This is a genomic window from Geomonas sp. Red32, from assembly GCF_023652955.1.
In the GTDB taxonomy this organism is placed as follows: Bacteria; Desulfobacterota; Desulfuromonadia; order Geobacterales; family Geobacteraceae; genus Geomonas.
Window position 1 is genome coordinate 166,940 of the sequence record NZ_JAKLOY010000003.1, and the last position, 21,956, is coordinate 188,895.

A 21,956-nucleotide genomic window follows, 5' to 3' on the forward strand; every position below is an offset into this window, starting at 1 on the left:
TAATGTTACGAATCTGTCACGACGGGGGCGGGCACGGAGGTGAAGGGGGGAGGGATGGTTTTGGAGAATCCTGAAAAAGAATAAAGTCAGGAAAGCACACAAGCAGGAAGGGCAGCCTGCGGCGAAGGGGACGGATTCCACCTTGCCTTCTCCGGCCAAGTGACCCTAATAAAAAGATCCCCTCGGAGTTGTCTCCAAGGGGATCTTTGTTTGTGACTGTGATCGGAAGGTGTGCCAGGGGCTTCCCTGCTGACGGCGCGGCCTAGTAGACGATATTCCTCTTGGGGGCGCTCCCTTCCACGATGCGGGCGAAGTTTTTCCCTTGGTCGGCGTTGATCAGCAGGTAACGGGGGAGCTTCATCACGGAATCCCTGGAGGTCGCGTGGTGCGCCTCGATGGTGAAGGTCGCGCGGTAGCCGGCCTCGGTGGCCTTCTTCAGGAGGTAGTCGTCATAGATCCCGAACGGCCAGGCCAGCATGTCGACGGTGCCGCCCAGTTTCTCTTCCAGGCGGGCCTTCGATTTCTTGAGCTGGGTGTTGACCGACTTCTCGAACTCGGCCGGGGTCATCTTCTTCTTGTCCTTCTTGAAGTTGGGATGCCAGAAGGTGTGGGACTGGATGTCGAAGCCGTTTTTCTTGAGCTCCTTCAGCTGTTCCCAGGTCATGGCGTACTTCGCGTTGGAGATGGCGGAAGGATAGACGAAGACGGTGACCGGGATGTTGTATTTCTTGGCCAGCGGCAGCATTTCGGTGTAGACCGACTTGTGCGCATCGTCCTCGACGATGACCACCGATTTCGGCCCGGGCGCGGGACCCTTCTTGTAGTAGTAATCGACCAGGGCCTTCAGGGGGATGACGTGGTAGCCGTTGGCCTTCAGGTACTTCAGATGCTCCTCGAACACGGACGTCTTGATGGTCATGCCGTCGACGACGGCGGGACCGAGGCGATGGTAAAGGAGTATCGGAACATTCAGACCCTGGGTGAGGGCCGGCTGGCTGGCTTTGATTTGGGGCTGGGACGCCTGGACGCCGATTGCCGCGAAGAGGACGGCGACCAGTACCAGGAGCAGGATTCGGCTTTTCATCGTGGGTGAAACCTCCGCTGTACGTTGTATGAATGCCCGGTCGTGCCGAAGCAACTCCCTACCTTAGCAGAAACCGGTGAAATGTGAAACGCCGAATTCCGCTGCTCTTATTTACCCCCTCCTCTGGGCCAACGTCGGAAGGGGGTCCGCAGTGCCTTCCAGTTATACCCTCGCCCCTTCAGGGGAGAGGGTGGCCGAAGGCCGGGTGAGGGAGGTTATGGAGATTTCGATTTCCCCCCGGAGCCTGAAGCTGACGGTACAATTGTGTAGGTGGGTAATTGCCCGAATCATCCCCAAGCACACTCAGGAGGAGACATGGACTCGTACCAGGTAACCTGCCGGTCCTGCGGGGCGTCAAACCGCATCCCGGCCGACAAAGAGGGGGTAGCCGGCAAGTGTGGGAGTTGCAAGGCCGACCTTCCCCCGCTCTACAGCCAGCCTCAAGCAGTCAACGCCGAAACCTTCGACCGGTTCGTCGCGAGTTATCCTGGACCGGTGCTGGTGGAGTTCTGGGCTCCCTGGTGACCGCACTGCGTGAGATTCGCACCGGCGGTGCGAACGGTTGCCGAAAAACTGGCGGGAAGCGCGGCGGTCCTCCAGGTCAACAGCGATGAAAATGCCGACCTCTCCTCGCGGTTCGGAGTGAGAGGCATCCCGGTGCTGTATCTCCTCGACCATGGCCGGGTGGTCGCCACCTTGGCCGGTGCCCAGAGCGCCGACGCGGTAGTGGAATGGTTCCGGCAGCAGCAGGGTGGCCAGCGATCGTAGCGGCGGTTGGACTGTTTGCCGGCGTAGACGGCGTCCCGCGAGAGGGGGATTTCCCAACAGAAAATCCCCCTCTCTTCGTTAGAGAAGACGAGGGGGATCGGAGAGGGGGGGACGGGTCTCTACTGCTCGCCGATGTTGGTGCCCCGGCCGTAAACGGTCACGTTGCTGTCGGCCGCGGAGGCGCTCATGGTGACTTTGCGGGGAATTCCGGAGGGGTCGAGGAGGAAACTGTCCAGCTCGGTGGCCGAGCCCTCTTCGCCGGTGGCTACCGAGTTAAGCTCCAGGACGGAGTAGCCGTTGAAGTCCGGCTTGAGCTCCCAGCCGACCGTTACCGTCGAAGAATCGCTCCCCTCGAAGACTCCCAGTGTCCCGCGCTCTCCTACTCCCATGAGGGCGGGGAAGGGAGCCTGGGATATCGGGACGTAGGTGATCCCGCTGTTGAAGACCACCTTGTAGATGCCGCTGCCGTCCAGCCTGAAGTACCGGGTGCTCATGCTGATGACGGGAACCCCTTCCCCGGTCTTCAGCGTGATCACCTCGCGGGACCTGGTGAGGGTCCGCCCCTCCAGGATGCGCAATCCGTCGGCCAGCAGGAGGTATGACCCGGACCAGGGCTCGCCGTTCAAGTCGGAGCCGGCCAGGTTGCGGACCTTGAAGGCGGCGCCGGCTGCCAGCCCGAGGTAGACGTTCCGGAAGGGGGAGAGATTCACCACCGTCCCCTCGCGGGTAGCGGTCCCCGCGTTCCCCCCGGCATCCTTGCTGCTTCCGTTGGCTTCCAACGCTGCCGTTTCCGGTCTCCGTTCGAAGGGCTCCTTCCCGTCGTCCTTTTCAGCCATGGTCAGCTCCTGTGGGACTACCTGTGGCGGTCTGTAACGATGCAGGTCTGCGGTCTCGCTGATTAGGAAATTGCCATAATGGTACAGCGGTCTTTCGGAATTCCAAGTGCTTCCAAGGGAAAGGGTTGAATTTTCTGGATTCTCTGTAAAAATATCCCTCTAAGATTCATCTCGAGGCCGTTATTGTTTCGGGGGATGCCACCAAGGAACCTCAAATAATGACAGCAGGGTTGAATTCATCCGGTTTGATTGCGATTTGATACATTGAGACAAGGAGCCCATCGATGAAAAACCCTGCCAAGTTCAGTCTGCTTATTTGCTGTGCGGTACTTGCCGCGGAACTGTTTGTGCCGCCACCCGGCATCTCCGAGGAAGTAACCTTTCCCGACGGAACGGCAACGAGCGCTGAAAGCTGTGGCAAGTGCCACCAAGCCATCTACCGTGAGTACGCCTTCGGCTTCGGCAGCGACACCGCCGCCGTTCCCACCACGCTCCCCGGGCGTTCCGATCAAAAGCTCGTCATGCCGTCGTCGGTCTCCGCCACGGCAACCGCCCATGCCATAGCCGGTGTCGATCCCTATCCCATTCACGCGAGGGACGCGGAGGAGAGCGGGCGGGCCTGCAACGTTTGCCACTTTCCGCAGCCGTTCGACCTCCCCCACCTCGGGGTCTCCGAGCTCCTCAAGCCGTACGGACGCGACGCGAAACTGCAGGCGGGAGGGCTGACCTGTGTGAGCTGCCACCTCACCCCCGACAACAAGATCAGGGGACCTCACGGGGTGAAGGCCCCGCATGCCACCGTGGAAGAGCCGGCGGTGAGGACCGCCGCCATGTGCGCCTACTGCCACAGCCTCGGAAAACGGGTGGTGGGGAAGCAGACCCAGACCTTCCTCGAATGGCGCGAGGATTTCATGGCACCGGGGCTTGGGAGCCAGCACTGCCAGGACTGCCACATGCCCCGCACCATGCGTAAGACCGCCGAGGAGTACGACGTCCCGGCGCGGCCGGTGGCGCGGCATCTCTGGACCGGCGGCCGGTCGCACCAGCGGCTGGCCAGCGCGCTTAGCCTGTCGATCACCCAGGAGGGGGCGGGAAGCTCCCGGCTCGGTTTTCATGTCATCAACATCGGGGCGGGGCATTCGGTCCCCACCGGCTCCAACCGCCGGGCCATCTACCTGAGGGTGGAGGTGCAGAACCGGAAGGGGAGGGCGGTCCAGCACAAGGAGTGGATGTTCGCCCCCTGGTACGGCAACCGCCCGGACGACCGGAAATACCTGGAGGAGGACAAGAAGCGTCCCGACGCCGTTGCCGCCATGCAGGCCGATGCCCAAGGCCCCCACGAGGAGATCGTCCGCGCAGGTGAGGAACGGGTGCTTCCCTGGGAGCCTGCGCTCAAACCGGGGGAGTACATCGTGAAGGCCCGGCTGATCTACGACCTCAACCGCTATAACAGCCGGGCTTTCAAAGAGGACCAGACCGAGATCAACAGCACCCAGCTGACCGTGAAGGTCAAGAAGAGCTCGTAGCCTCCGCATCTCTCGCCTCACCTTCGAAGCCTCGCAATCGCCCTGCCTTCCCCTCCCACGGGTCGTTTTTCCGCGGGAGGGGGAGGCTGTCTGCGTTAGAGGGCGAGGGCTTCGTTCCTCATTTCTTCCACATTTGTTCCCAATTTCACTGCTACTGTCGAGTCGTTCCAGGAAGTTGCGTCTCCTCCCGAGGGAGCGGGCGCCGGCTTGCCACTGGCCGGTGGTAAACACCACCCTTGGAAAATAAATTTTTAAATTGTTTGCGATAATGAAAATTGACATACCGCAGGGCCTTCTGGTAGCTTCCGATGATTATCCGCTCCATGTGCCCGCAGTTCTGCGGCCTCCAGAAAGAGAGAAAGTATCATGACGATTCCAGCTGAAAATCCTACCCCCGGCAGTCCTTCCGCCCCGGATCAACCGGCTCCCGTGCGCTCGCGGCGCAACTGGTGGTACGTGGTGCTCGCGGTGGGGCTGCTGGCCGCGGGAATCTATATCCTTTCCGGGAGAGCCGGCGAGCCCGGCGCGAAGAAGGGTGCCAAGCCGAAGGCTCCTCCCGCCCCGGTCTTGGCGCAACCGGCCCGCAAAGGGGACGTGGGGATCTATCTGAACGGGCTGGGGTCCGTGACCCCCCTCAATACGGTGACGGTGAAGTCGAGGGTCGACGGCCAGTTGATGGAGATCCGTTTCCGCGAGGGGCAGATGGTGAAGCGGGGCGAGCTGCTGGCCGTCATCGATCCGCGTCCCTTCCAGGTGCAGCTCGCCCAGGCCGAAGGGGTTATGGCGCGCGATACCGCCCTGCTCAAGAATGCCCAGGTCGATCTCCAGCGTTACCGTCAGCTCTGGGCCCAGGACTCCATCCCCAAGCAGCAGCTCGATACTCAGGAATCGCTGGTCCGCCAGTACGAGGCGGCCCTCAAGGTCGACCAGGGGCAGATCGACGCCGCCCGCCTGCAGCTCGTCTATTGCCGCATCACCGCCCCCGTCTCGGGGCGCGTCGGCCTGAAGCAGGTGGATATCGGCAACATCGTCCATGCCGCCGACGTGAACGGTGTCGTCGTCATCACCCAGGTGCAGCCGGCAACGGTCGTCTTTCCGATTCCCGAGGACAGCCTGCAGCCGGTGCTCGCCAAGCTGAAAACCGGGGCCAAGCTGCCGGTGGAGGCGTACGACCGGGAGATGAAGCTAAAGCTTGCGACCGGATCGCTTCTCACCGTTGACAACCTGATCGATCCCACCACCGGTACCGTTAAGTTCAAGGCGGTCTTCCCGAACGAGCGCAACGAGCTCTTCCCGAACCAGTTCGTCAACGCCAAGCTCCTTTTGGAGATCAAGCGGCAGTCGGTGCTGGTGCCGACCTCCGCCATCCAGCGCGGGCCGCAAGGGACCTTCGTGTACCAGGTGAAGCCCGACAAGACCGTCACGGTGCGGCCGGTAACCATCGGCGCCACCCAGGGGGACGACACCTCGATCACCGCGGGGCTCAACGAGGGTGAGCTGGTGGTGGTGGAAGGGGCCGAGCGGCTGAGGGAAGGGGCCAAGGTCGATCTGAGGCAGCCGGGCGCCGGTGGCGGTGGCCGCGGGCAGCGCGGCGGCCAGGGCACGGGCGGCCAGGGCACAGGCGGTCAGGGCGGTCAAGCCGGGCAAGCCGGTCACGGCAGTCAGACTGGTCAGACTGGTCAGGGCGGCGCAAGGGCACCTTACGGACAGTCGCGATGAACATCTCCCGTCCCTTTATTCTGCGGCCGGTGGCGACCACGCTTTTGATGATCGCCATCCTGCTGGCGGGGGGCACCGCCTATCGGCTATTGCCGGTCTCGGCGCTCCCCCAGGTCGACTACCCGATCATCCAGGTCCGCACCTTCTATCCCGGTGCCAGCCCCGACGTCATGGCCACCTCGGTAACCGCTCCGCTCGAGCGGCAATTCGGGCAGATGCCGGGGCTCACCCAGATGACCTCCACCAGCTCCAACGGGAGCTCGGTCATCACCATGCAGTTCAGCCTCGACCTCTCCTTGGACGTGGCGGAGCAGGAGGTGCAGGCCGCCATCAACGCGGGCTTCACCTACCTCCCGAAGGATCTCCCCAACCCGCCGGTCTACAGCAAGGTCAACCCGGCGGACACCCCGATCCTCACCCTCGCGCTCTCCTCGGACACGCTTCCCTTGCCGCAGGTCGAGGACATGGCCGATACCCGCTTCGCCCAGAAGATCTCCCAGCTCCCCGGCGTCGGCCTGGTCAGCATCTCCGGCGGTCAGCGCCCGGCGGTGCGGGTACACGCCAACCCGACCGCGCTCGCCTCTTATGGTCTCACCATGGAGGACCTGCGAAGCACCATCACCACCGCCAACGTCAACCAGGCCAAGGGTGGCTTCGACGGCCCCCGCCAGGCCTACATCATCGGCGCCAACGACCAGCTCTACTCCAGCAAGGACTTCCAGCCGCTGATCGTCGCCTACCGTAACGGCGCCCCCGTCAAGCTCACCGACGTCGCCCAGGTCGTCGACGACACCGAAAACGTCAACCAGGCCGCCTGGATGAACGAGACCCCGGCGGTCATCGTCAACATCCAGCGCCAGCCGGGCGCCAACGTCATCGAGGTAGTGGACCGCATCAAGCGGCTCCTCCCCCAGCTGCAGAGCTCGCTGCCGGCCTCCATCAAGGTCCAGGTCCTCACCGACCGCACCACGACCATCCGGGAATCAGTGAAGGACGTCCAGTTCGAGCTCTTCCTGGCCGTGGTGCTGGTCGTCATGGTGATCTTCCTCTTCCTCCGGTCGGTACCGGCCACCTTCATCCCGAGCGTCGCCGTGCCGCTCTCGCTGGTGGGAACCTTCGGCGTCATGTACCTCCTCGGGTTCTCGCTCAACAACCTTTCGCTCATGGCGCTCACCATTTCCACCGGCTTCGTGGTGGACGACGCCATCGTAATGATCGAGAACATCTCCCGCTTCGTGGAGGAGGGGGAGAAGCCGCTCCAGGCAGCCCTCAAGGGGGCGAAGCAGATCGGCTTCACCATCCTGTCGCTCACCATCTCGCTGATCGCCGTTCTCATTCCGCTTCTTTTCATGGGGGACGTGGTGGGGCGGCTCTTCAGGGAGTTCGCCATTACCTTGGGCGTCACCATCCTCATCTCGGCGGTGGTCTCCCTGACCCTCACGCCGATGATGTGCGCGCGCCTCTTGAAGCACGTCCCGGAGGAGAAGCAGGGGCGTTTCTACCATACCACCGGCCGTATCCTCGACCGCATCATCGAGCAGTACGGGAAATCGCTCCAGTTCGTTTTGAGACACCAGGGGACCACGCTCCTGGTGGCCATTGCCACCCTGGTGGTTACCGTCCTTCTCTACATCTACATCCCCAAAGGATTCTTCCCGGTGCAGGATACCGGCGCCATCCAGGGGATCTCCGAGGCCGCGCAGTCCATATCCTTCAGCGCCATGGCCGAGCGTCAGCGGGCGCTCGCCCACGCGATCCTCCAGGACCCGGCGGTGGAGAGCCTCTCCTCCTTCATCGGGGTCGACGGGACCAACACCACCCTCAACTCCGGCCGCATCCTCATCAACCTGAAGCCACTCGCCGAGCGCGACCTTTCCGCCAGCGAGGTAATCCGGAGGCTCCAGCCGAAGCTTGCCGAGGTCCCGGGAATCCAGCTCTTCATGCAGCCGGTGCAGGACTTGACCGTCGATGCCCGGGTGAGCCGTACCCAGTACCAGTACACCCTCGAGGACCCCAACACCGAGGAGCTCAAGCGGCTGGCGCCCAAGGTCGTGGAGGCGCTCTCCCAGCGCCCAGAGCTTAGGGACGTGAGCTCCGACCAGCAGGACCTGGGTCTGTTGATGTCCCTCGATATCGACCGGGCCACCGCCTCCCGGCTCGGGATCACCCCGCAGGTGATCGACGACACCCTCTACGATTCCTTCGGACAGCGGCAGATCTCCACCATCTTCACGGACCTGAACCAGTACCGAGTGATCCTCTCGGTCCAGAACCAGTTCCAGGAAGGGCCCGCCGGGCTCTCCTCCATCTACCTCAAGGGGAGCGGCGGGAGCATCCCGATCTCGGGGCTCGCCCGCCCGCGCGAGGCCACCACGCCGCTGGTAGTGAACCGGCAGGGGCAGTTTCCCGCCGTCACCACCTCCTTCAACCTGGCCCCTGGTGTGTCGCTGGGTGGCGCGGTGGCGGCCATCGAGGATGCCACCAGGAAGATGGGGCTTCCGGTCAGCATCCGCGGAAGCTTCCAGGGGACCGCCCAGGCGTTCAAGGACTCGCTCACCAACGAGCCGATCCTGATCCTGGCAGCGCTCATCACCGTCTACATCGTGCTCGGGGTTCTGTACGAGAGTTTCATCCACCCGGTCACCATCCTCTCCACCTTGCCGTCGGCCGGCGCCGGTGCGGTCTTCTCCCTCATGGTCTGCGGGATCGATCTCAGCGTCATCGCGGTCATCGGGATCATCCTCTTGATCGGCATCGTCAAGAAGAACGGCATCATGATGGTCGACTTCGCCATCGAGGCCGAGCGGGTGGAAGGAAAGCCCCCCGAGGAGGCGATCTACCAGGCCTGTCTGCTCAGGTTCCGTCCGATCATGATGACCACCGCCGCAGCGCTTCTGGGCGCGCTCCCGCTGGCGTTAGGCCACGGGGTGGGGAGCGAGCTCCGCCGCCCGCTCGGTATCTCCATCATCGGTGGCCTGTTGATCAGCCAAGTGCTGACCCTCTACACCACCCCCGTCATCTACCTGGCCTTCGACCGCCTCTCGAGGAGGGTGCGGAAAGAGCCCCCCGCCGAAGCCTCCGCGACGACGGAAGGGTAAGGGATAAGGATTCATAGATAATGCGGTCAGCTCCTGGATGTCTGCCAATGGTCCCCCCCTTTGCGAAGGGGGGACAGGGGGGATTTTTGATGGTCCGTCTCTACCGCGACACTCTCAAAGCACCCGCCCGCAAGCTCAGAAAAACGATGACTGAGGCTGAGCAAAGGCTGTGGTTGGCTTTGCGAGGGAAGCAGATTCTGAACATCCAATTCTGTCGTCAAAAGCCGGTCGGGCCTTACATTGTTGACTTCTATGCTCACGAGATCCTCTTGGTAGTCGAGGTGGACGGAAGTCAGCATCTGGATAATGGGCACACTGTATCAGACCAGGAAAGGGACGATTATCTTCATAAACAGGGGCTTCTGGTGCTTCGGTTTGACAACAGGCAGGTGCTCACCGACACTGCTGCGGTTCTAGAGGAGATTTTCCTTGTCTGCCTGGAGAGGCTGAAATCCCCCCTGTCCCCCCTTCGCAAAGGGGGGAACCCTGGGCCGATTTCATCGTAATGGAACTATGAACATTTCATCCACCTTCATATCGCGGCCGGTGGCCACCATCCTCCTCACGTTGGGACTGGTGATGGCGGGGATCATCTCCTTCCACCTGTTGCCGGTCTCGCCGCTTCCCCAGGTGGATTTCCCCACCATCTCGGTCCAGGCCGGACTGCCGGGGGCCGACCCGGAGACCATGGCGACCTCGGTGGCGGCCCCACTGGAGCGCCAGTTCGGCCGCATCGCCGGGGTCACCGAGATGACCTCCACCAGTAACCGCGGCTCCACCAGCATCACGCTGCAGTTCGACCTCAACCGCGACATCAACGGCGCCGCCCGCGACGTGCAGGGGGCCATCAACGCCGCCCGCGGCTTCCTCCCGGCCAACCTCCCCAACAACCCGACCTACCGGAAGGTGAACCCCTCGGATGCGCCGATCCTGATCATGGCGCTCACCTCGGACACCATCCCCAAGCCCAAGCTCTACGACGCCGCCTCGAGCATCCTGCAGCAGAAGCTCTCCCAGGTTAAAGGGGTGGGGCAGGTATTCGTCGGCGGAAGCTCGCTCCCGGCGGTCCGGGTGGAGTTGAACCCGCTGCAGTTAAACCGCTACGGCATCAGCCTCGAGAACGTCCGCGGCGCGATCTCCGCCACCAACGTCAACAAGCCGAAGGGCTCTCTCTCCTCCAAGGACCGCACCTGGGAGGTGGGGGCCAACGATCAGCTGAGGACCTCCCAGGATTACCTCCCGCTGGTGGTCAGCTACCGTAACGGCGCCGCCGTCCGGCTGGCCGACGTGGCCAACGTCCAGGATTCCATCGAGGACATCCGGACCACCGGCCTCGTGAACGGAAAGCCGTGCGTCATGGTGATTCTCTTCCGCCAGCCGGGGGCCAACATTATCGAGACGGTGGACAACGTCCGCGCCCTCATCCCCCAGCTGAAAGCCTCGCTCCCCGGCGCCATCGACCTCTCCGTGGTGGTCGACCGCACGCCGCCCATCCGCGGCTCGCTCCACGACGTCGGCGTCTCGCTGATCGTCTCCGGCATCCTGGTCATCGCGGTGGTCTTCTGGTTCCTCAGGAACGTGCGTGCCACGGTGATCCCGGCGGTGGCGGTGGCGGTCTCCATCATCGGCACCTTCCTCATCATGTACCTCTGCGGCTACTCGCTGGACAACCTGTCGCTGATGGCGCTCACCATCGCCACCGGCTTCGTGGTCGACGACGCGATCGTGGTCCTTGAGAACGTCACCCGCTACCGGGAAATGGGGCAAAGCCCCATGCAGGCGGCCTTGACCGGCAGCCGGGAGATCGCCTTCACCGTCCTCTCCATGAGCGTCTCGCTGGTCGCGGTCTTCATCCCCATCCTCCTCATGGGAGGGATGGTTGGCCGCCTCTTCCGGGAGTTCGCGGTCACCCTCTCGGCGGCCATCATGGTCTCCCTGCTGGTCTCCCTGACCTTGACGCCGATGATGTGCGCGAGGTTCCTCAAGCCCGAGGTCCCCCGCCAGCACGGCATCGTTTTCCGCAGCAGCGAAGCGATGTTCGAATGGATGCACGGCACCTACCGGCGGACTCTGCGTTGGGCCCTGAAGCACCATCGCATCACGCTGGCGGTGATGCTCACCACCCTGGTGGTCAACGGGTTCCTTTTCTACCTGGTCCCCAAGGGGTTCTTCCCCGAACAGGACACCGGGCGCCTCGCCGGCAGCATCCAGGCTGCCCAGGACATCTCCTTCCAGGCCATGAGCGAAAAGCTCAAGCAGGTGGTAGCCATCGTCAAGACCGACCCCGACGTCGATCACGTGGTCGGCTTTACCGGCGGGGGAGGGGGGGCCACCACCAACACGGCGCGCATGTTCATCTCGCTCAAGCCGTTCGATAAGCGCAAATCGACCGCCCAGCAGGTGATCAAGCGGCTCCGTCCCAAGCTTGCCTCGATTCCCGGCGCCCCCGCCTTTCTGCAACCGGTGCAGGACCTGAGGGTGGGGGGAAGGATCAGCAACGCCCTCTACCAGTACACGCTGCAGGGGAACAACCCGGCCGACCTCAACACGGCGGCCCAGAAGCTGGTGAGGAAATTCAGGACCGTTCCCCAGCTCGCCGACGTCTCCAGCGACCTGCAGGACCGCGGGCGGGAGGCGACCCTGGTGATCGACCGCCCCAGCGCGGCCCGGCTCGGGATCACCCCCCAGGTCATCGACAGCACCCTCTACGACGCCTTCGGGCAGCGGCAGGTTGCGATCAGCTACACCCTCTTGAACCAGTACCACGTGGTGATGGAGGTGGATCCGGCGTTCTGGCAGCGCCCGGAGACCCTGCGCGACATCTGGGTTCCGTCTGCCAACGGCACCCTGGTCCCGCTTGCCTCCTTCACCCATTTCGAGCCGTCGGCCTCGGCCCTGGCGGTCAACCACCAGGGGCAGTTCCCCTCCATCACCCTCTCCTTCAACCTCGCCCCCGGGGTCGCGCTGGGAGATGCGGTCAAGGCTATCGACCAGGCTCAGCGCGAGGCCGGCATCCCGGCCGGGGTGCGAGGGAGTTTTTCGGGGACCGCCCAGGCGTTCCAGGCCTCGCTTGCCAACGAGCCGCTGTTGATTCTGGCCGCTCTGATGACGGTCTACATCGTGCTCGGGATCCTCTACGAGAGCTACATGCATCCCTTCACCATCCTCTCCACGCTCCCCTCGGCCGGGGTGGGCGCGGCGCTCGCACTGATGCTCTTCAACACCGACCTGAGCCTGATCGCGATGATCGGCGTGATCCTCTTGATCGGCATCGTGAAGAAGAACGGGATCATGATGGTCGACTTCGCTATCACGGCGGAGCGGACCGGGGGAAAAGGTCCGGAGGAGGCCATCTACGAGGCGTGCATGCTCCGCTTCCGGCCGATCATGATGACCACCATGGCGGCGCTCTTCGGCGCCGTCCCGCTGGCGCTCGGGATGGGGGGGGGGGGAGAGTTGAGGCGCCCGCTCGGTATCTCCATCGTCGGGGGGCTCATCTTCAGCCAGGCGCTCACCCTCTACACGACGCCGGTGGTCTACCTCTACATGGACCGGCTGAGGATCTGGATCGACCGCAAGCGGGGGAAAAGCGCCTTGAGAAAACAGTACGAAGAGAGCCGGGCGCAGGTCACGCCGGACGGGGAATAACATGAGGATCGCTATCATGACGACATACAGCACCAGGTACCTGGTAACAGCAGTGGCTCTGGCCTCCTTTCTTTCCGCCTGCACGGTCGGCCCCAATTACGTAAAGCCGGAGCCGTTGCCGAACGAGCCGATGCCCACCGCCTTCAAGGAAGCGGCCGGATGGAAGGTCGCCACCCCCAAAGACGACGCCATCCCCCAGAAGTGGTGGGAGGCCTTCAACGACCCGGCGCTGGCCGCCCTCGAGGAGCAGGTCTCGGTCTCCAACCAGAACCTCAAGGCGGCCGAGGCCCAGGTGCGCCAGGCCAGGGCGCTGGTCCGGGAGGCGAAGGCCGGCTACTTCCCGACCGTCACCGCCGGACCGTCGATCACCACGGGCTCCAAGAGCAGCACCACCGGAACGAGCAAGGTCGTCACCGACTACTCGCTTCCCGCCGATCTGGCCTGGGAGGCCGACGTCTGGGGGCGGATCCGCCGCACGGTCGAAGCGAGCAGTGCCAACGCCCAGGCCACCGCGGCCGACCTGGCCGCCGCCCGCCTGAGTGCCCAGGCGCTGTTGGCTGAGGACTACTTCCTCCTCCGCAGCCAGGATGTCCAGAAGCAGTTGCTCGATGACACGGTGGCGAGCTACCAGCGGGCCCTCCAGCTGACCAAGAACCGTTACGCGAGCGGAGTGGCGGCGAAATCCGACGTGTTGCAGGCGGAAACCCAGCTGAAGACCACCCAGGCTGCGGCCATCGACCTGGCGGTGCAGCGGGCGCAACTCGAGCATGCCATCGCCCTCTTAATCGGCAAACCCGCCTCCGTCTTCTCGCTCCCGGTGGCCCCGATGGTGAGCCTGTTCCCGGACATCCCGCTGGGGCTTCCCTCCCGGCTTTTGGAAAGGAGGCCGGACATCGCCGGTGCCGAGCGGAGGATGGCCTCCGCCAATGCCCAGATCGGTATGGCCCAGGCCGCCTATTATCCTGACCTCCGCTTCTCCGCCTCGGCAGGCTTCGAGGCCCTGTCGCTGGCCAGCTGGTTCAACTGGCCGAGCCGTTTCTGGGCGGTGGGGGGAGCACTCACCGAGACCCTCTTCGACGGTGGGCTCAGAAAGGCCCAGACCGAAGCCGCCCGGGCAGCCTACGACGCCATGGTGGCCAACTACCGCCAGACGGTGCTGACCGGTTTCCAGGAGGTGGAGGACAACCTGGCCGCCCTGAGGATCCTGGCTGCTGAGGCCCAGGCCCAGGACGAGGCGGTGAAGGCCTCGCTGGAGACACTGGCCGTAGTTAACAACCAGTACCAGGCCGGGATCGTGAGCTACCTGAACGTCGTGGCGGCCCAGACCACGGCGCTCACCAACCAGCGGACCGCGGCGGAGATCCAGGCCCGCCGCCTGAACGCCACCGTCCTCCTGATCAAGGCGCTGGGAGGGGGCTGGGACGTCTCCTCGCTGTGAGATTAAGAGTTACTTGTCATCATCCACATAATGGGGTAGTATCCGTCGTCATGCCACGCCGCGCCCTCCGACATAATCTGGTCCTGAGCATACTCGTGCTTGCCCTCCTGGCGATGCTTCCCGGCTGCGGTGCCGACTGGTTCCCTGCCTACCACCGCCAGCCCACGACGCCGGATAACTTCTCCTTCGCGGAAAAGGACAACATCGCCCCGGGTACCACCGCCGTTTCCGATGCCATCACGGTCTCGGGTCTTACGGCGACCTCGAGCCCCGTCTCGATCAGCGGGCCGGCCCCCGACAGCATGTACATCGTCAACGGCGGCACCCCCACCAGTACGGCCGGCACGGTCAGCAACGGGGATACCGTTCAGGTCGCCCACACCGCGGCCAGCATCGCCGGAGGATATGCCCAGTCCACGCTGACCATCGGGAACGTCTCCGCCACCTTCACCAGCAGGGTCCAGCTGGTTGCCCTTTCCGCTTTCACCACCCGGCTCGCCGTCGGCACGCAGTTTCAGACCCGCACAACCGTTTCGAGCATCGACACCGCCACCGGTCACACCATTTCCATTGACGACTCGAACAAAACCGCCACCTTCGCCATTGCCGATGCCAACCTCAATCCTATCCAGCTCGTCGGGCAGGGGGGATCGCTTGTGGTGACCAACCTCAACAACCAGGTCATCCTGGTCCGCAAGGATGCCAGCAGCACAACCACCCTCACCATCGACGGCCTTCTCTTCCCAGTCACCCTCCCGGCCCAATAACCCCCGGAACCGCCCGGCCATTAAACCGGGATCCTCCCCGGCCCATTAAACCGGAATCCTCCCGTTCGCTGCTAACAATCTGGCCGCCCACGGTACCCTCGCCCCTTCAGGGGAGAGGGTGGCCTAAGGCCGGGTGAGGGAGGTTTTATCCCTGCCTGCCCGTGCCTACCCTGCCCCTCTCCTCCAATGCTCCCCCTTGCCAGCCTCATTGCCTCGTTTGACTTCCCCGGTCCCTGTGTTATCTAATATTAGTCGATCTTAATAAATGGAGGTGGGCCGTATGACCAAGCTCAAGCTGATGGCGTTTGGATGCCTGTCGGTTGTGTCGCTCCTCCTTCCGGCCGTCGCGCTGGCGGACGACCAGCCGGCCGAGTCGGTTCCCCTGGAGAAGGCCCAGGAGATGAAGGAGATGCCGGTTTTGACCGGCGATCAGTGGCAGACCTTTTCCCAGGAGAGCAAGCTCGCCTTTGTCTGGGGAATCGGTCACGTGGTGACGGTGGAACAGCACGTGGTGGAGCGCCATCCCGAGCTCAAAAGGGAAGACTTCACCGAGAAGCTGTCCGAGGGGCTCAAGGGGATCCCGATGGTGGCCATCGTCCAGCAGATCGACGACTTCTACCGGTACAACCCGGAAGACGCCGACCTGCCGGTCATGAGGGTGATCTGGCGGCAGATCGTGAAACCGAAGCTCACCACCGGTATCGCGGGGCGTCCGCTGCAGGACAACGAGCATTAGGAACCGGTGCGACCGGTCAAGGAGGATGTCCATGAGGTCGATCGCTATCGTCATCGTCATGTTGCTGGGAGTCACGCTCTCCGGCTGTGTCGGGATGAGCCCCCGCCAGCAGGGGGTCCTCAGTGGTGGAGCCATCGGTGCGGGCGGCGGCGCGCTGCTGGGCGGCATCTCCGGGGGAAGCCCCGCGGTTGGGGCGGTCCTGGGTGGTGCCGCCGGAGCCCTTACCGGGTACATACTCGGCGACCCCGGCCGGGGGCGCGGGTACGAACGCCACCATCGGAAGGGGTACTAGATTCATGGTAGAGAGGGTATTATGAAGGGGACAATGTATGAAGAGGAGGGAAACGGAAGCAGTTGAACACGTAGCGTGGCGGAGCAAAGCTAAAAGGAGGTTTGATCATGAAGATTGCGAGAGTCCTCTGTCTGGCCGTGGCTACTCTGCTGTTCACCTCTGTGTACGCCACCGCAGCCTTTACCAGAAACGAGGTCAAAGATGTACGGGACTCGGCTGAAGTCCTGCAGGAGATCATGCGCATACCGGAAAAAGGGATCCCCCCGGCACTGTTGAGGGACGCCAAGGCGGTGGTGATCATTCCCGACACCATCAAGGGGGCCTTCATCGTCGGTGGGCGTCATGGCACCGGCGTGGCGCTGGTACGCCAGGAGAATGGGAAATGGAGCGACCCGCTGTTCGTGAGCATTTCCGGCGCGAGCTTCGGCTGGCAGATCGGCGGCAAGGCTACCGACTTGGTGCTGGTATTCAAATCGATGAAAGGGGTGGAAGGGCTTCTCAAGGGTAAGTTCACCTTGGGTGCCGACGCCTCGATCGCGGCGGGACCGGTGGGGCGTTCCGCCGAGGCGGCCACCGACGTGATGCTGAAATCGGAGATCCTCTCCTACTCGCGTAGCCGCGGTTTCTTCGGCGGGGTTTCGCTGGAAGGTGCCGCCTTGCTGGTGAGCCAGGATGCCAACGAGAAGTATTACGGGAAGCTGGTGAGCTCCCGCGATATCCTCGACGGTATGGGAGGTAAGAAACGCCCCGAGACCCGGCGGCTGCAGGATCTTCTCTACCGCTACTCCGAGATGAGATAAGGCTGGCCTGACATCGGGCCTGTTCCGACACGTGCCCAGGTTACGGCCTGGGCATGTTTCTTTTCCAAAATATCCCTTGCCTGGCAATGCCTGCATGTGCTAGAGGAGTTGGCATCTCTCAGGGATCGGTTCTGCAATGACGCAATCAACCCAATCATCCATCCCGCCTAGACGGCACCTTAATCCGTTGATCTCTCTTTCGGCGGCAGCCGTGATCTTCGTTTCGGCGGCGACTTTCGCCACTGCCCAGACCGGCGGCAAGGACGCCGTGCGCCAGGGGGGGGCCGGACGCCCTGTCAACGCATCCCTGCGCCTGAACCCGATAGTCGCCGAGTTCGACTTGCTCGCCGAGGGGGCCGACGAGATCTTCCAGCTTGCCCTGAACGGGAAGATGGAGAGGGTCCCCAAGAAGTTTGAGGCGCTCAAAAAGAGCACCTCCTCCTTCCCGTCCGTGACCGACGACTCCGGCACCCTCCTCCTTCCCCGGCTCAACCGGACCATGGCGGATCTCGAACTGGCGGTGAACGCCAAAGACCGCCTCGACACCATGCGTTACGCCAACCGCCTCACCCTGATCGCCGCCACCGTCCAGGTACCCTACAAGCCGCCGACCCCGACGGAGGTGCTGGTCCTCGACTACAACGCCCGGGAGCTGGAGATCTGGTCCGAGCTAAGGCGTTCCGAGAAGCTCTCCAACATCGTCATCCGGATGCACCTTGCCTGGCAGACCCTGATGCCCAAGCTGCTGGACCACAATGCCAGCCGCGAGCTCAAGCGTTTCTCCGAGTTGATGGGGCGCCTGGAGGTTGCCAAGGTTCCCGAGGAGTACGCGAAGGTTTCCCGCCAGATTCTCGTCGAGCTGGCCGCCATCAGGCAGGTTTTCACCAGGCCAGCCAAGTAGTTCCCTCCGCCACGTTTCCCGATTTCCTGCTTCCTCTAAAGTCTTAAGTAATCCCTCCGCCTGCCGACAAGCTAATGAGGCCGTGTCCGCTCCCTCCGGGGGCCGCAAACGGTCATCCTTGAAGGAAGGTACATGATCCTCCGTAGCCCTCTGCACCCCCATCGACCCCTGGCAGCTCCCGATGACTGCTCACGTTCTGCTGCGCGCCGTCGCCCGTCCAGGGAAGGGGGGAGGCCGTGGCGCCTCCTGCTTCTGGTCTGCCTGCTGGGATCTTCCATCTGGCTGGCCTCGCCCTCCGCGGCCCGGTCAGGGGCCGGCGAATACCAGCTCAAGGCGGCCTTCCTCTACAACTTCCTTAAATTCGTCGATCGCCCCGCCGAGGCAGTCACCTCCCCCACCACCATCTGCATCGGGATCCTCGGAAGGGACCCCTTCGAGGATGCCCTGGATTCCCTGAAAGGAAAGCTCGCCAAGGGGAGGCGGGTGGTGGTGCTCCGCGTGCGGAGCGTGGAGGAGGCGAGATCGTGCGACCTCCTCTTCGTCAGTGCCTCCGAAAAGGGGCGCCTCTCCCATCTCCTCAAGCAGGCGAATACCCTGCACCTCCTCACCGTCGCTGACCAGCAAGGGTTCTGCGAAGCGGGGGGTATGATCAACCTGGTCACCGTCAACAACCGGATCGCTTTCGACGTCAATCTCGCGGCAGCCAACCGCGCACGGCTGAAGATCAGCTCGCAGCTTTTGCGGCTGGCCCACAGCGTGCTGGAATAGGTGGCCCAGACGATGACCAGATTCCGCGATCTCACCATACGCCGTAAGCTGATAGCGATCCTGCTCCTCACCAACGCCATCGTGTTGGCGCTGGTCGTGGCCGCCTTCGTGGTCAACGAGGCGGCCACCTTCCGGACCGGGATGCGGGGAGAGTTGACGGCGCTCGCCGAGATCCTGGGCAACAACAGCTCCGCCGCGGTGGCCTTCAATGACGGCACCGCCGCCACCGGGATGCTGGCCGGGCTGCGCGCCAAGCCTGCGGTGATGGCGGCCTTCGTGGTCGATGCCGGCGGCATGGTGCTGGCGAGTTACCTGGGGCACGGGGTGACGCTTTCCCAGGTCCCCTTCATCGTGCAAGGGGCGGCCGGTGCCAGGGTGGACAGCCAGCGCCTGCAGAGGGAGGTGGCCCGGACCGCCAATCCGCTGCTGCTGCAACGCCACCTCTTCGTCGACTCACCGATCGTGCTGGACGGCCAGCAGGTCGGGCGGGTGGTGATCCAGTCGGACAGCCGCGAGCTCACCGCCCGCCTGGAGGTCTTCCTGTCGCTGGTGGCTGCGGTCACCTTGGGGGGATTCCTGCTGGTGTACCTTCTCGCCTCCCGGCTGCAGCGGGTGATCTCCGAGCCGATCGACCACCTGGTGGAGGTCATGAAGAAGGTATCCCGCGAGAAGGACTACGCGATGCGCGCCGAGAAGGGGAGCGATGACGAGCTTGGGGCGCTGGTGGAGTGCTTCAACGACATGCTGGACCAGATCCAGCAGCGCGACCAGCGGCTCGAGACCTACAGCGGCGAGCTGGAGGGGGTGGTCAGGCGCCGGACCGCCGAATTGAGCGACGCCAACCAGGTTCTCAGCCACGCGGTCGAGGAACTCAGGGAAGCCAAGGAGGCGGCGGAGGCGGCCAGCGTGGCCAAGTCCCAGTTCCTGGCCAACATGAGCCACGAGATCCGCACCCCGATGAACGGCGTGCTCGGGATGGTGTCGCTGCTCCTCGAGTCGGGACTTACCGCCGAGCAGCGTAATTTCGCGGAAGCGGTGCAGGGCTCCGGGGAATCGCTTCTCTCCATCATCAACAACATCCTCGATTTCTCGAAGATAGAGGCGGGGCGGTTGGAGCTCGAGGTGACCAGCTTCCGGCTCGGTGAGCTGGTTTGCGAGGTGAGAGAGATGCTGGCCCCGCTGGCCATGAGGAAGGGGCTCGAGATATCCCTCGTCTGCGGCCCGGCAATCCCGCTGTACCTGGAGGGTGACCCGGTCCGCCTGCGCCAAGTGCTGGTCAACCTGCTGGCCAACGCCATCAAGTTCACCTCGGAGGGGGAGGTCCAACTGAGGATCGAACTCGCCGAGGAGCAGGGGGAACGGGTGCAGGTGATCTTCGAGGTGCGCGACACCGGCATCGGGATCACCCCGGAGGCGCAGCAGCGGATTTTCGACTCCTTCTCCCAGGCGGACAACTCCACCACCCGCAATTTCGGCGGGACCGGGCTTGGCCTTGCCATCGCGAAGCAGCTGGTCGCCCTTATGGGGGGCGATCTGCAGGTCGAGAGCGAGCCGGGAAAAGGCTCGACCTTCCGGTTCGCCGCCGGGTTCGCCAAATCGACGGCGGATGCCGCCAACGCTGCCGTCTCCTCTTCCCTCGCCCCCGAGCCGGGCGCCGGTTCGTTCTTTACCGCCTCCATCCTGGTGGCCGAGGACAACACGGTCAACCAGGAGGTGGCGCGCCATCTCCTCAGGATGCTCGGCTGCCGGGTGGAAATCGCATCCAACGGTGCCGAGGCGGTCGAGGCGGCAGCCCACGGCGGAATCGACCTGATCTTCATGGACTGCCAGATGCCGGTCATGGACGGCTTCACCGCATGCGGTGTCCTCCGGGAGCGGGAACGTGAGCGGGGAGCGGGACGGCTGCCCATCGTGGCTCTCACTGCCAATGCCATCGCCGGCGACCGTGAGCGCTGTCTCGAGGCCGGCATGGACGATTACCTGTCCAAGCCCTTCACTATCGGCCAGCTGCGCGGGGCCCTGCTGCGCTGGCTTCCGGATCTGGAGATGCCGGTGGAGGCGCCGAAGGGGAGCGTTGCGGGCCATGGCGCCGGGTTGCGGACCGGCGTTGAAACAAGTGGGACTGGCGTTGAAACGAGTGGGACTGGCGTTGACAGCGGAGTAGTTGGTACCGGCCACGATGACGGTGAGGCGGATCGCGATATTTTCGACGTGGCAGGGTTCCTCGAGCGGGTGGGGGACGCAAGCTACCTGGAGATGTTTGTCGAGAAATTCATCGAGAGTGCCGGAGGCGTTCTTGAGGAGATGGCACCTACCGTGAGGCGCCGGGAATGTGAGGAGGTCCGCCGGCCGGCCCACAGCCTGAAGGGGGCGGCGGCGAGCATGGGGGCCGAAAGGATGCGGGAGTTGGCAACCAGGCTGGAGGCGGAGGCCAATGCGGGTGACGTTAGCAACTTTGCCGTTCTCTTCGCGGATCTGTGGGACGCCTTCCGCGCCTTCTGCGACCGGGCCCCGGAAATCGCCCGCCGTTACGGGAGCGGCGGCGGATCGGGCACCCGGCGGCTGTCGTCCGTGGAGGAGAAGCCGAGGCGGCTCACTTCCTCCTGAAGCTCGACGCCGGTGGCGGAGAGCACTCGCTCTTTGACCAGACGGGCCAGTTGCACCACTTCCGCCGCGGTGGCCCCGCCGGTATTGATCAGGTAATTGGCATGCTGGTGGCTGACTGCGGCGCCTCCCACCGCGGTGCTCCTCAGTCCCGCCCGGTCGATCAGCCAGCCGGCCGGCACCCTCCCGTCCCGGCAGCGCACCTGCTGCTCCTTCTCGAAACGTTCCACCAAAAGCGGGTCGCTCACCACCGGATTCATGAAGAAGGAACCCACGCTCCGCTCGCACTGGAGGTTACGGGCCGCCCGCTTGGCCAGGGTGGTCTCCACCCGTTCCCCGATCTCGGTCGGCTTCCCGGGAGTCAGTTCCAATAGGGCAGAGACGACCACGAGGCCACCGCTCTCCTTGAAGCGGCTGTTGCGGTAGCGGAACCCGCAGGACGCCGTCTCCCGCTCCTCGGTTTCGAGGGTAGCGGTATTGAGCACCCTGACGCGGCGGCAGAGCTCGCCGATGTTGGCACCGTATGCCCCGGCGTTCCCCCGGACCGCCCCGCCGACCTGTCCCGGAATACCGGCCAAAGGCTCCAGCCCGGAGAGGCCGTGGGCCGTGCAAGCGCGGACAAGGTCCATCAGTTCGACCCCTGCCTCGACCTCGACCTGCACCCCCTGGAAATCCATTCCCGCCAGCGACATTTTCACCACCATCCCCGGAAAGCCGTCGTCGTGCACGAGAACGTTGCTCCCGCCCCCGAGGATGGCGAAGGGGACCCTCTCACGCTTTGCGAAGAGAAGCGCCTCCCGGAGCCCCTCCACGTCGGTTGCGGTGGCAAAATAGCGCGCCGGGCCGCCGATCTCGAAGGTGGTGTAGGGAGCGAGCGGGACGTTTTCCTGAATGTCGATCATTGAGTGGTCCTTGCAGTGCGGGAATTGCCGATGCTGTTACTACAATGATACCGGATTTGCAAGGGGGGA

At 63.8% G+C, this 21,956-nt stretch carries 17 protein-coding genes; 14 read left to right on the forward strand and 3 right to left on the reverse strand.

Annotation, left to right across the window (positions count from 1 at the left end):
* Positions 1–262 precede the first annotated feature (262 nt).
* Positions 263–1,084, reverse strand: a complete 822-nt coding sequence (locus tag L4X63_RS10030; protein ID WP_250678492.1) for a polysaccharide deacetylase family protein — start codon at positions 1,082–1,084, stop codon at positions 263–265.
* A 315-nt stretch (positions 1,085–1,399) separates the two neighbouring features.
* Here L4X63_RS10030 and L4X63_RS10035 point away from each other — a divergent pair, with 315 nt between their 5' ends.
* Positions 1,400–1,852 carry a thioredoxin family protein gene (locus L4X63_RS10035; protein ID WP_250678493.1) on the forward strand — a complete coding sequence of 151 codons (453 nt, stop codon included), beginning with the start codon at positions 1,400–1,402 and terminating at the stop codon, positions 1,850–1,852.
* 119 nt (positions 1,853–1,971) lie between these two features.
* Here L4X63_RS10035 and L4X63_RS10040 read toward each other — a convergent pair whose 3' ends face one another.
* A complete protein-coding gene (locus tag L4X63_RS10040; protein WP_250678494.1) occupies positions 1,972–2,688 on the reverse strand; it encodes a hypothetical protein in 717 nt (238 codons plus the stop codon).
* 284 nt (positions 2,689–2,972) lie between these two features.
* Here L4X63_RS10040 and L4X63_RS10045 point away from each other — a divergent pair, with 284 nt between their 5' ends.
* The 13 genes from L4X63_RS10045 (at position 2,973) to L4X63_RS10105 (ending at position 20,988) form a co-directional block, all read left to right on the forward strand.
* Positions 2,973–4,214, forward strand: coding sequence for a hypothetical protein (locus tag L4X63_RS10045; RefSeq protein ID WP_250678495.1), 1,242 nt, complete (start codon positions 2,973–2,975; stop codon positions 4,212–4,214).
* A gap of 366 nt (positions 4,215–4,580) precedes the next feature.
* Positions 4,581–5,933, forward strand: a complete 1,353-nt coding sequence (locus L4X63_RS10050) for an MdtA/MuxA family multidrug efflux RND transporter periplasmic adaptor subunit (RefSeq protein ID WP_250678496.1) — start codon at positions 4,581–4,583, stop codon at positions 5,931–5,933.
* Positions 5,930–9,031: an MdtB/MuxB family multidrug efflux RND transporter permease subunit gene (locus L4X63_RS10055; RefSeq protein WP_250678497.1), complete on the forward strand. Its 3,102-nt coding sequence runs from the start codon at positions 5,930–5,932 to the stop codon at positions 9,029–9,031. Before L4X63_RS10050 ends, L4X63_RS10055 begins: the two co-directional genes overlap by 4 nt.
* Positions 9,032–9,120: 89 nt before the next feature.
* The gene (locus L4X63_RS10060) at positions 9,121–9,537 is read left to right on the forward strand and encodes an endonuclease domain-containing protein (protein WP_250678498.1); all 417 of its coding nucleotides are present in this window, start codon (positions 9,121–9,123) and stop codon (positions 9,535–9,537) included.
* Between the two features lie 7 nt (positions 9,538–9,544).
* Positions 9,545–12,679, forward strand: coding sequence for a multidrug efflux RND transporter permease subunit (locus L4X63_RS10065; protein ID WP_250678499.1), 3,135 nt, complete (start codon positions 9,545–9,547; stop codon positions 12,677–12,679).
* Between the two features lie 16 nt (positions 12,680–12,695).
* A complete protein-coding gene (locus L4X63_RS10070) occupies positions 12,696–14,117 on the forward strand; it encodes an efflux transporter outer membrane subunit (protein WP_250678500.1) in 1,422 nt (473 codons plus the stop codon).
* Between the two features lie 50 nt (positions 14,118–14,167).
* Positions 14,168–14,884 carry a hypothetical protein gene (locus L4X63_RS10075; RefSeq protein WP_250678501.1) on the forward strand — a complete coding sequence of 239 codons (717 nt, stop codon included), beginning with the start codon at positions 14,168–14,170 and terminating at the stop codon, positions 14,882–14,884.
* 280 nt (positions 14,885–15,164) lie between these two features.
* Positions 15,165–15,620 carry a hypothetical protein gene (locus L4X63_RS10080; RefSeq protein WP_250678502.1) on the forward strand — a complete coding sequence of 152 codons (456 nt, stop codon included), beginning with the start codon at positions 15,165–15,167 and terminating at the stop codon, positions 15,618–15,620.
* A 31-nt stretch (positions 15,621–15,651) separates the two neighbouring features.
* Entirely contained in the window at positions 15,652–15,912 is a 261-nt protein-coding gene (locus L4X63_RS10085; RefSeq protein WP_250678503.1) for a YMGG-like glycine zipper-containing protein, read from the forward strand.
* Between the two features lie 107 nt (positions 15,913–16,019).
* Positions 16,020–16,712 (forward strand): lipid-binding SYLF domain-containing protein, encoded by a 693-nt coding sequence (locus L4X63_RS10090; protein ID WP_250678504.1) that lies wholly within the window; start codon positions 16,020–16,022, stop codon positions 16,710–16,712.
* Between the two features lie 187 nt (positions 16,713–16,899).
* A complete protein-coding gene (locus tag L4X63_RS10095) occupies positions 16,900–17,613 on the forward strand; it encodes a hypothetical protein (RefSeq protein ID WP_250678505.1) in 714 nt (237 codons plus the stop codon).
* A gap of 132 nt (positions 17,614–17,745) precedes the next feature.
* Complete coding sequence (locus L4X63_RS10100; RefSeq protein WP_250678506.1) at positions 17,746–18,381, forward strand: TOL_0243 family YfiR-like periplasmic protein; 636 nt, start codon at positions 17,746–17,748, stop codon at positions 18,379–18,381.
* Positions 18,382–18,393: 12 nt separating this feature from the next.
* Positions 18,394–20,988: an ATP-binding protein gene (locus tag L4X63_RS10105; RefSeq protein ID WP_250678507.1), complete on the forward strand. Its 2,595-nt coding sequence runs from the start codon at positions 18,394–18,396 to the stop codon at positions 20,986–20,988.
* On the opposite strand, the gene murB is transcribed toward L4X63_RS10105, so the two are convergent.
* A complete protein-coding gene (murB, locus tag L4X63_RS10110) occupies positions 20,910–21,887 on the reverse strand; it encodes a UDP-N-acetylmuramate dehydrogenase (RefSeq protein ID WP_250678508.1) in 978 nt (325 codons plus the stop codon). The two genes, L4X63_RS10105 and murB, sit on opposite strands and share 79 nt — an antisense overlap.
* Between the last annotated feature and the right edge of the window lie 69 nt (positions 21,888–21,956).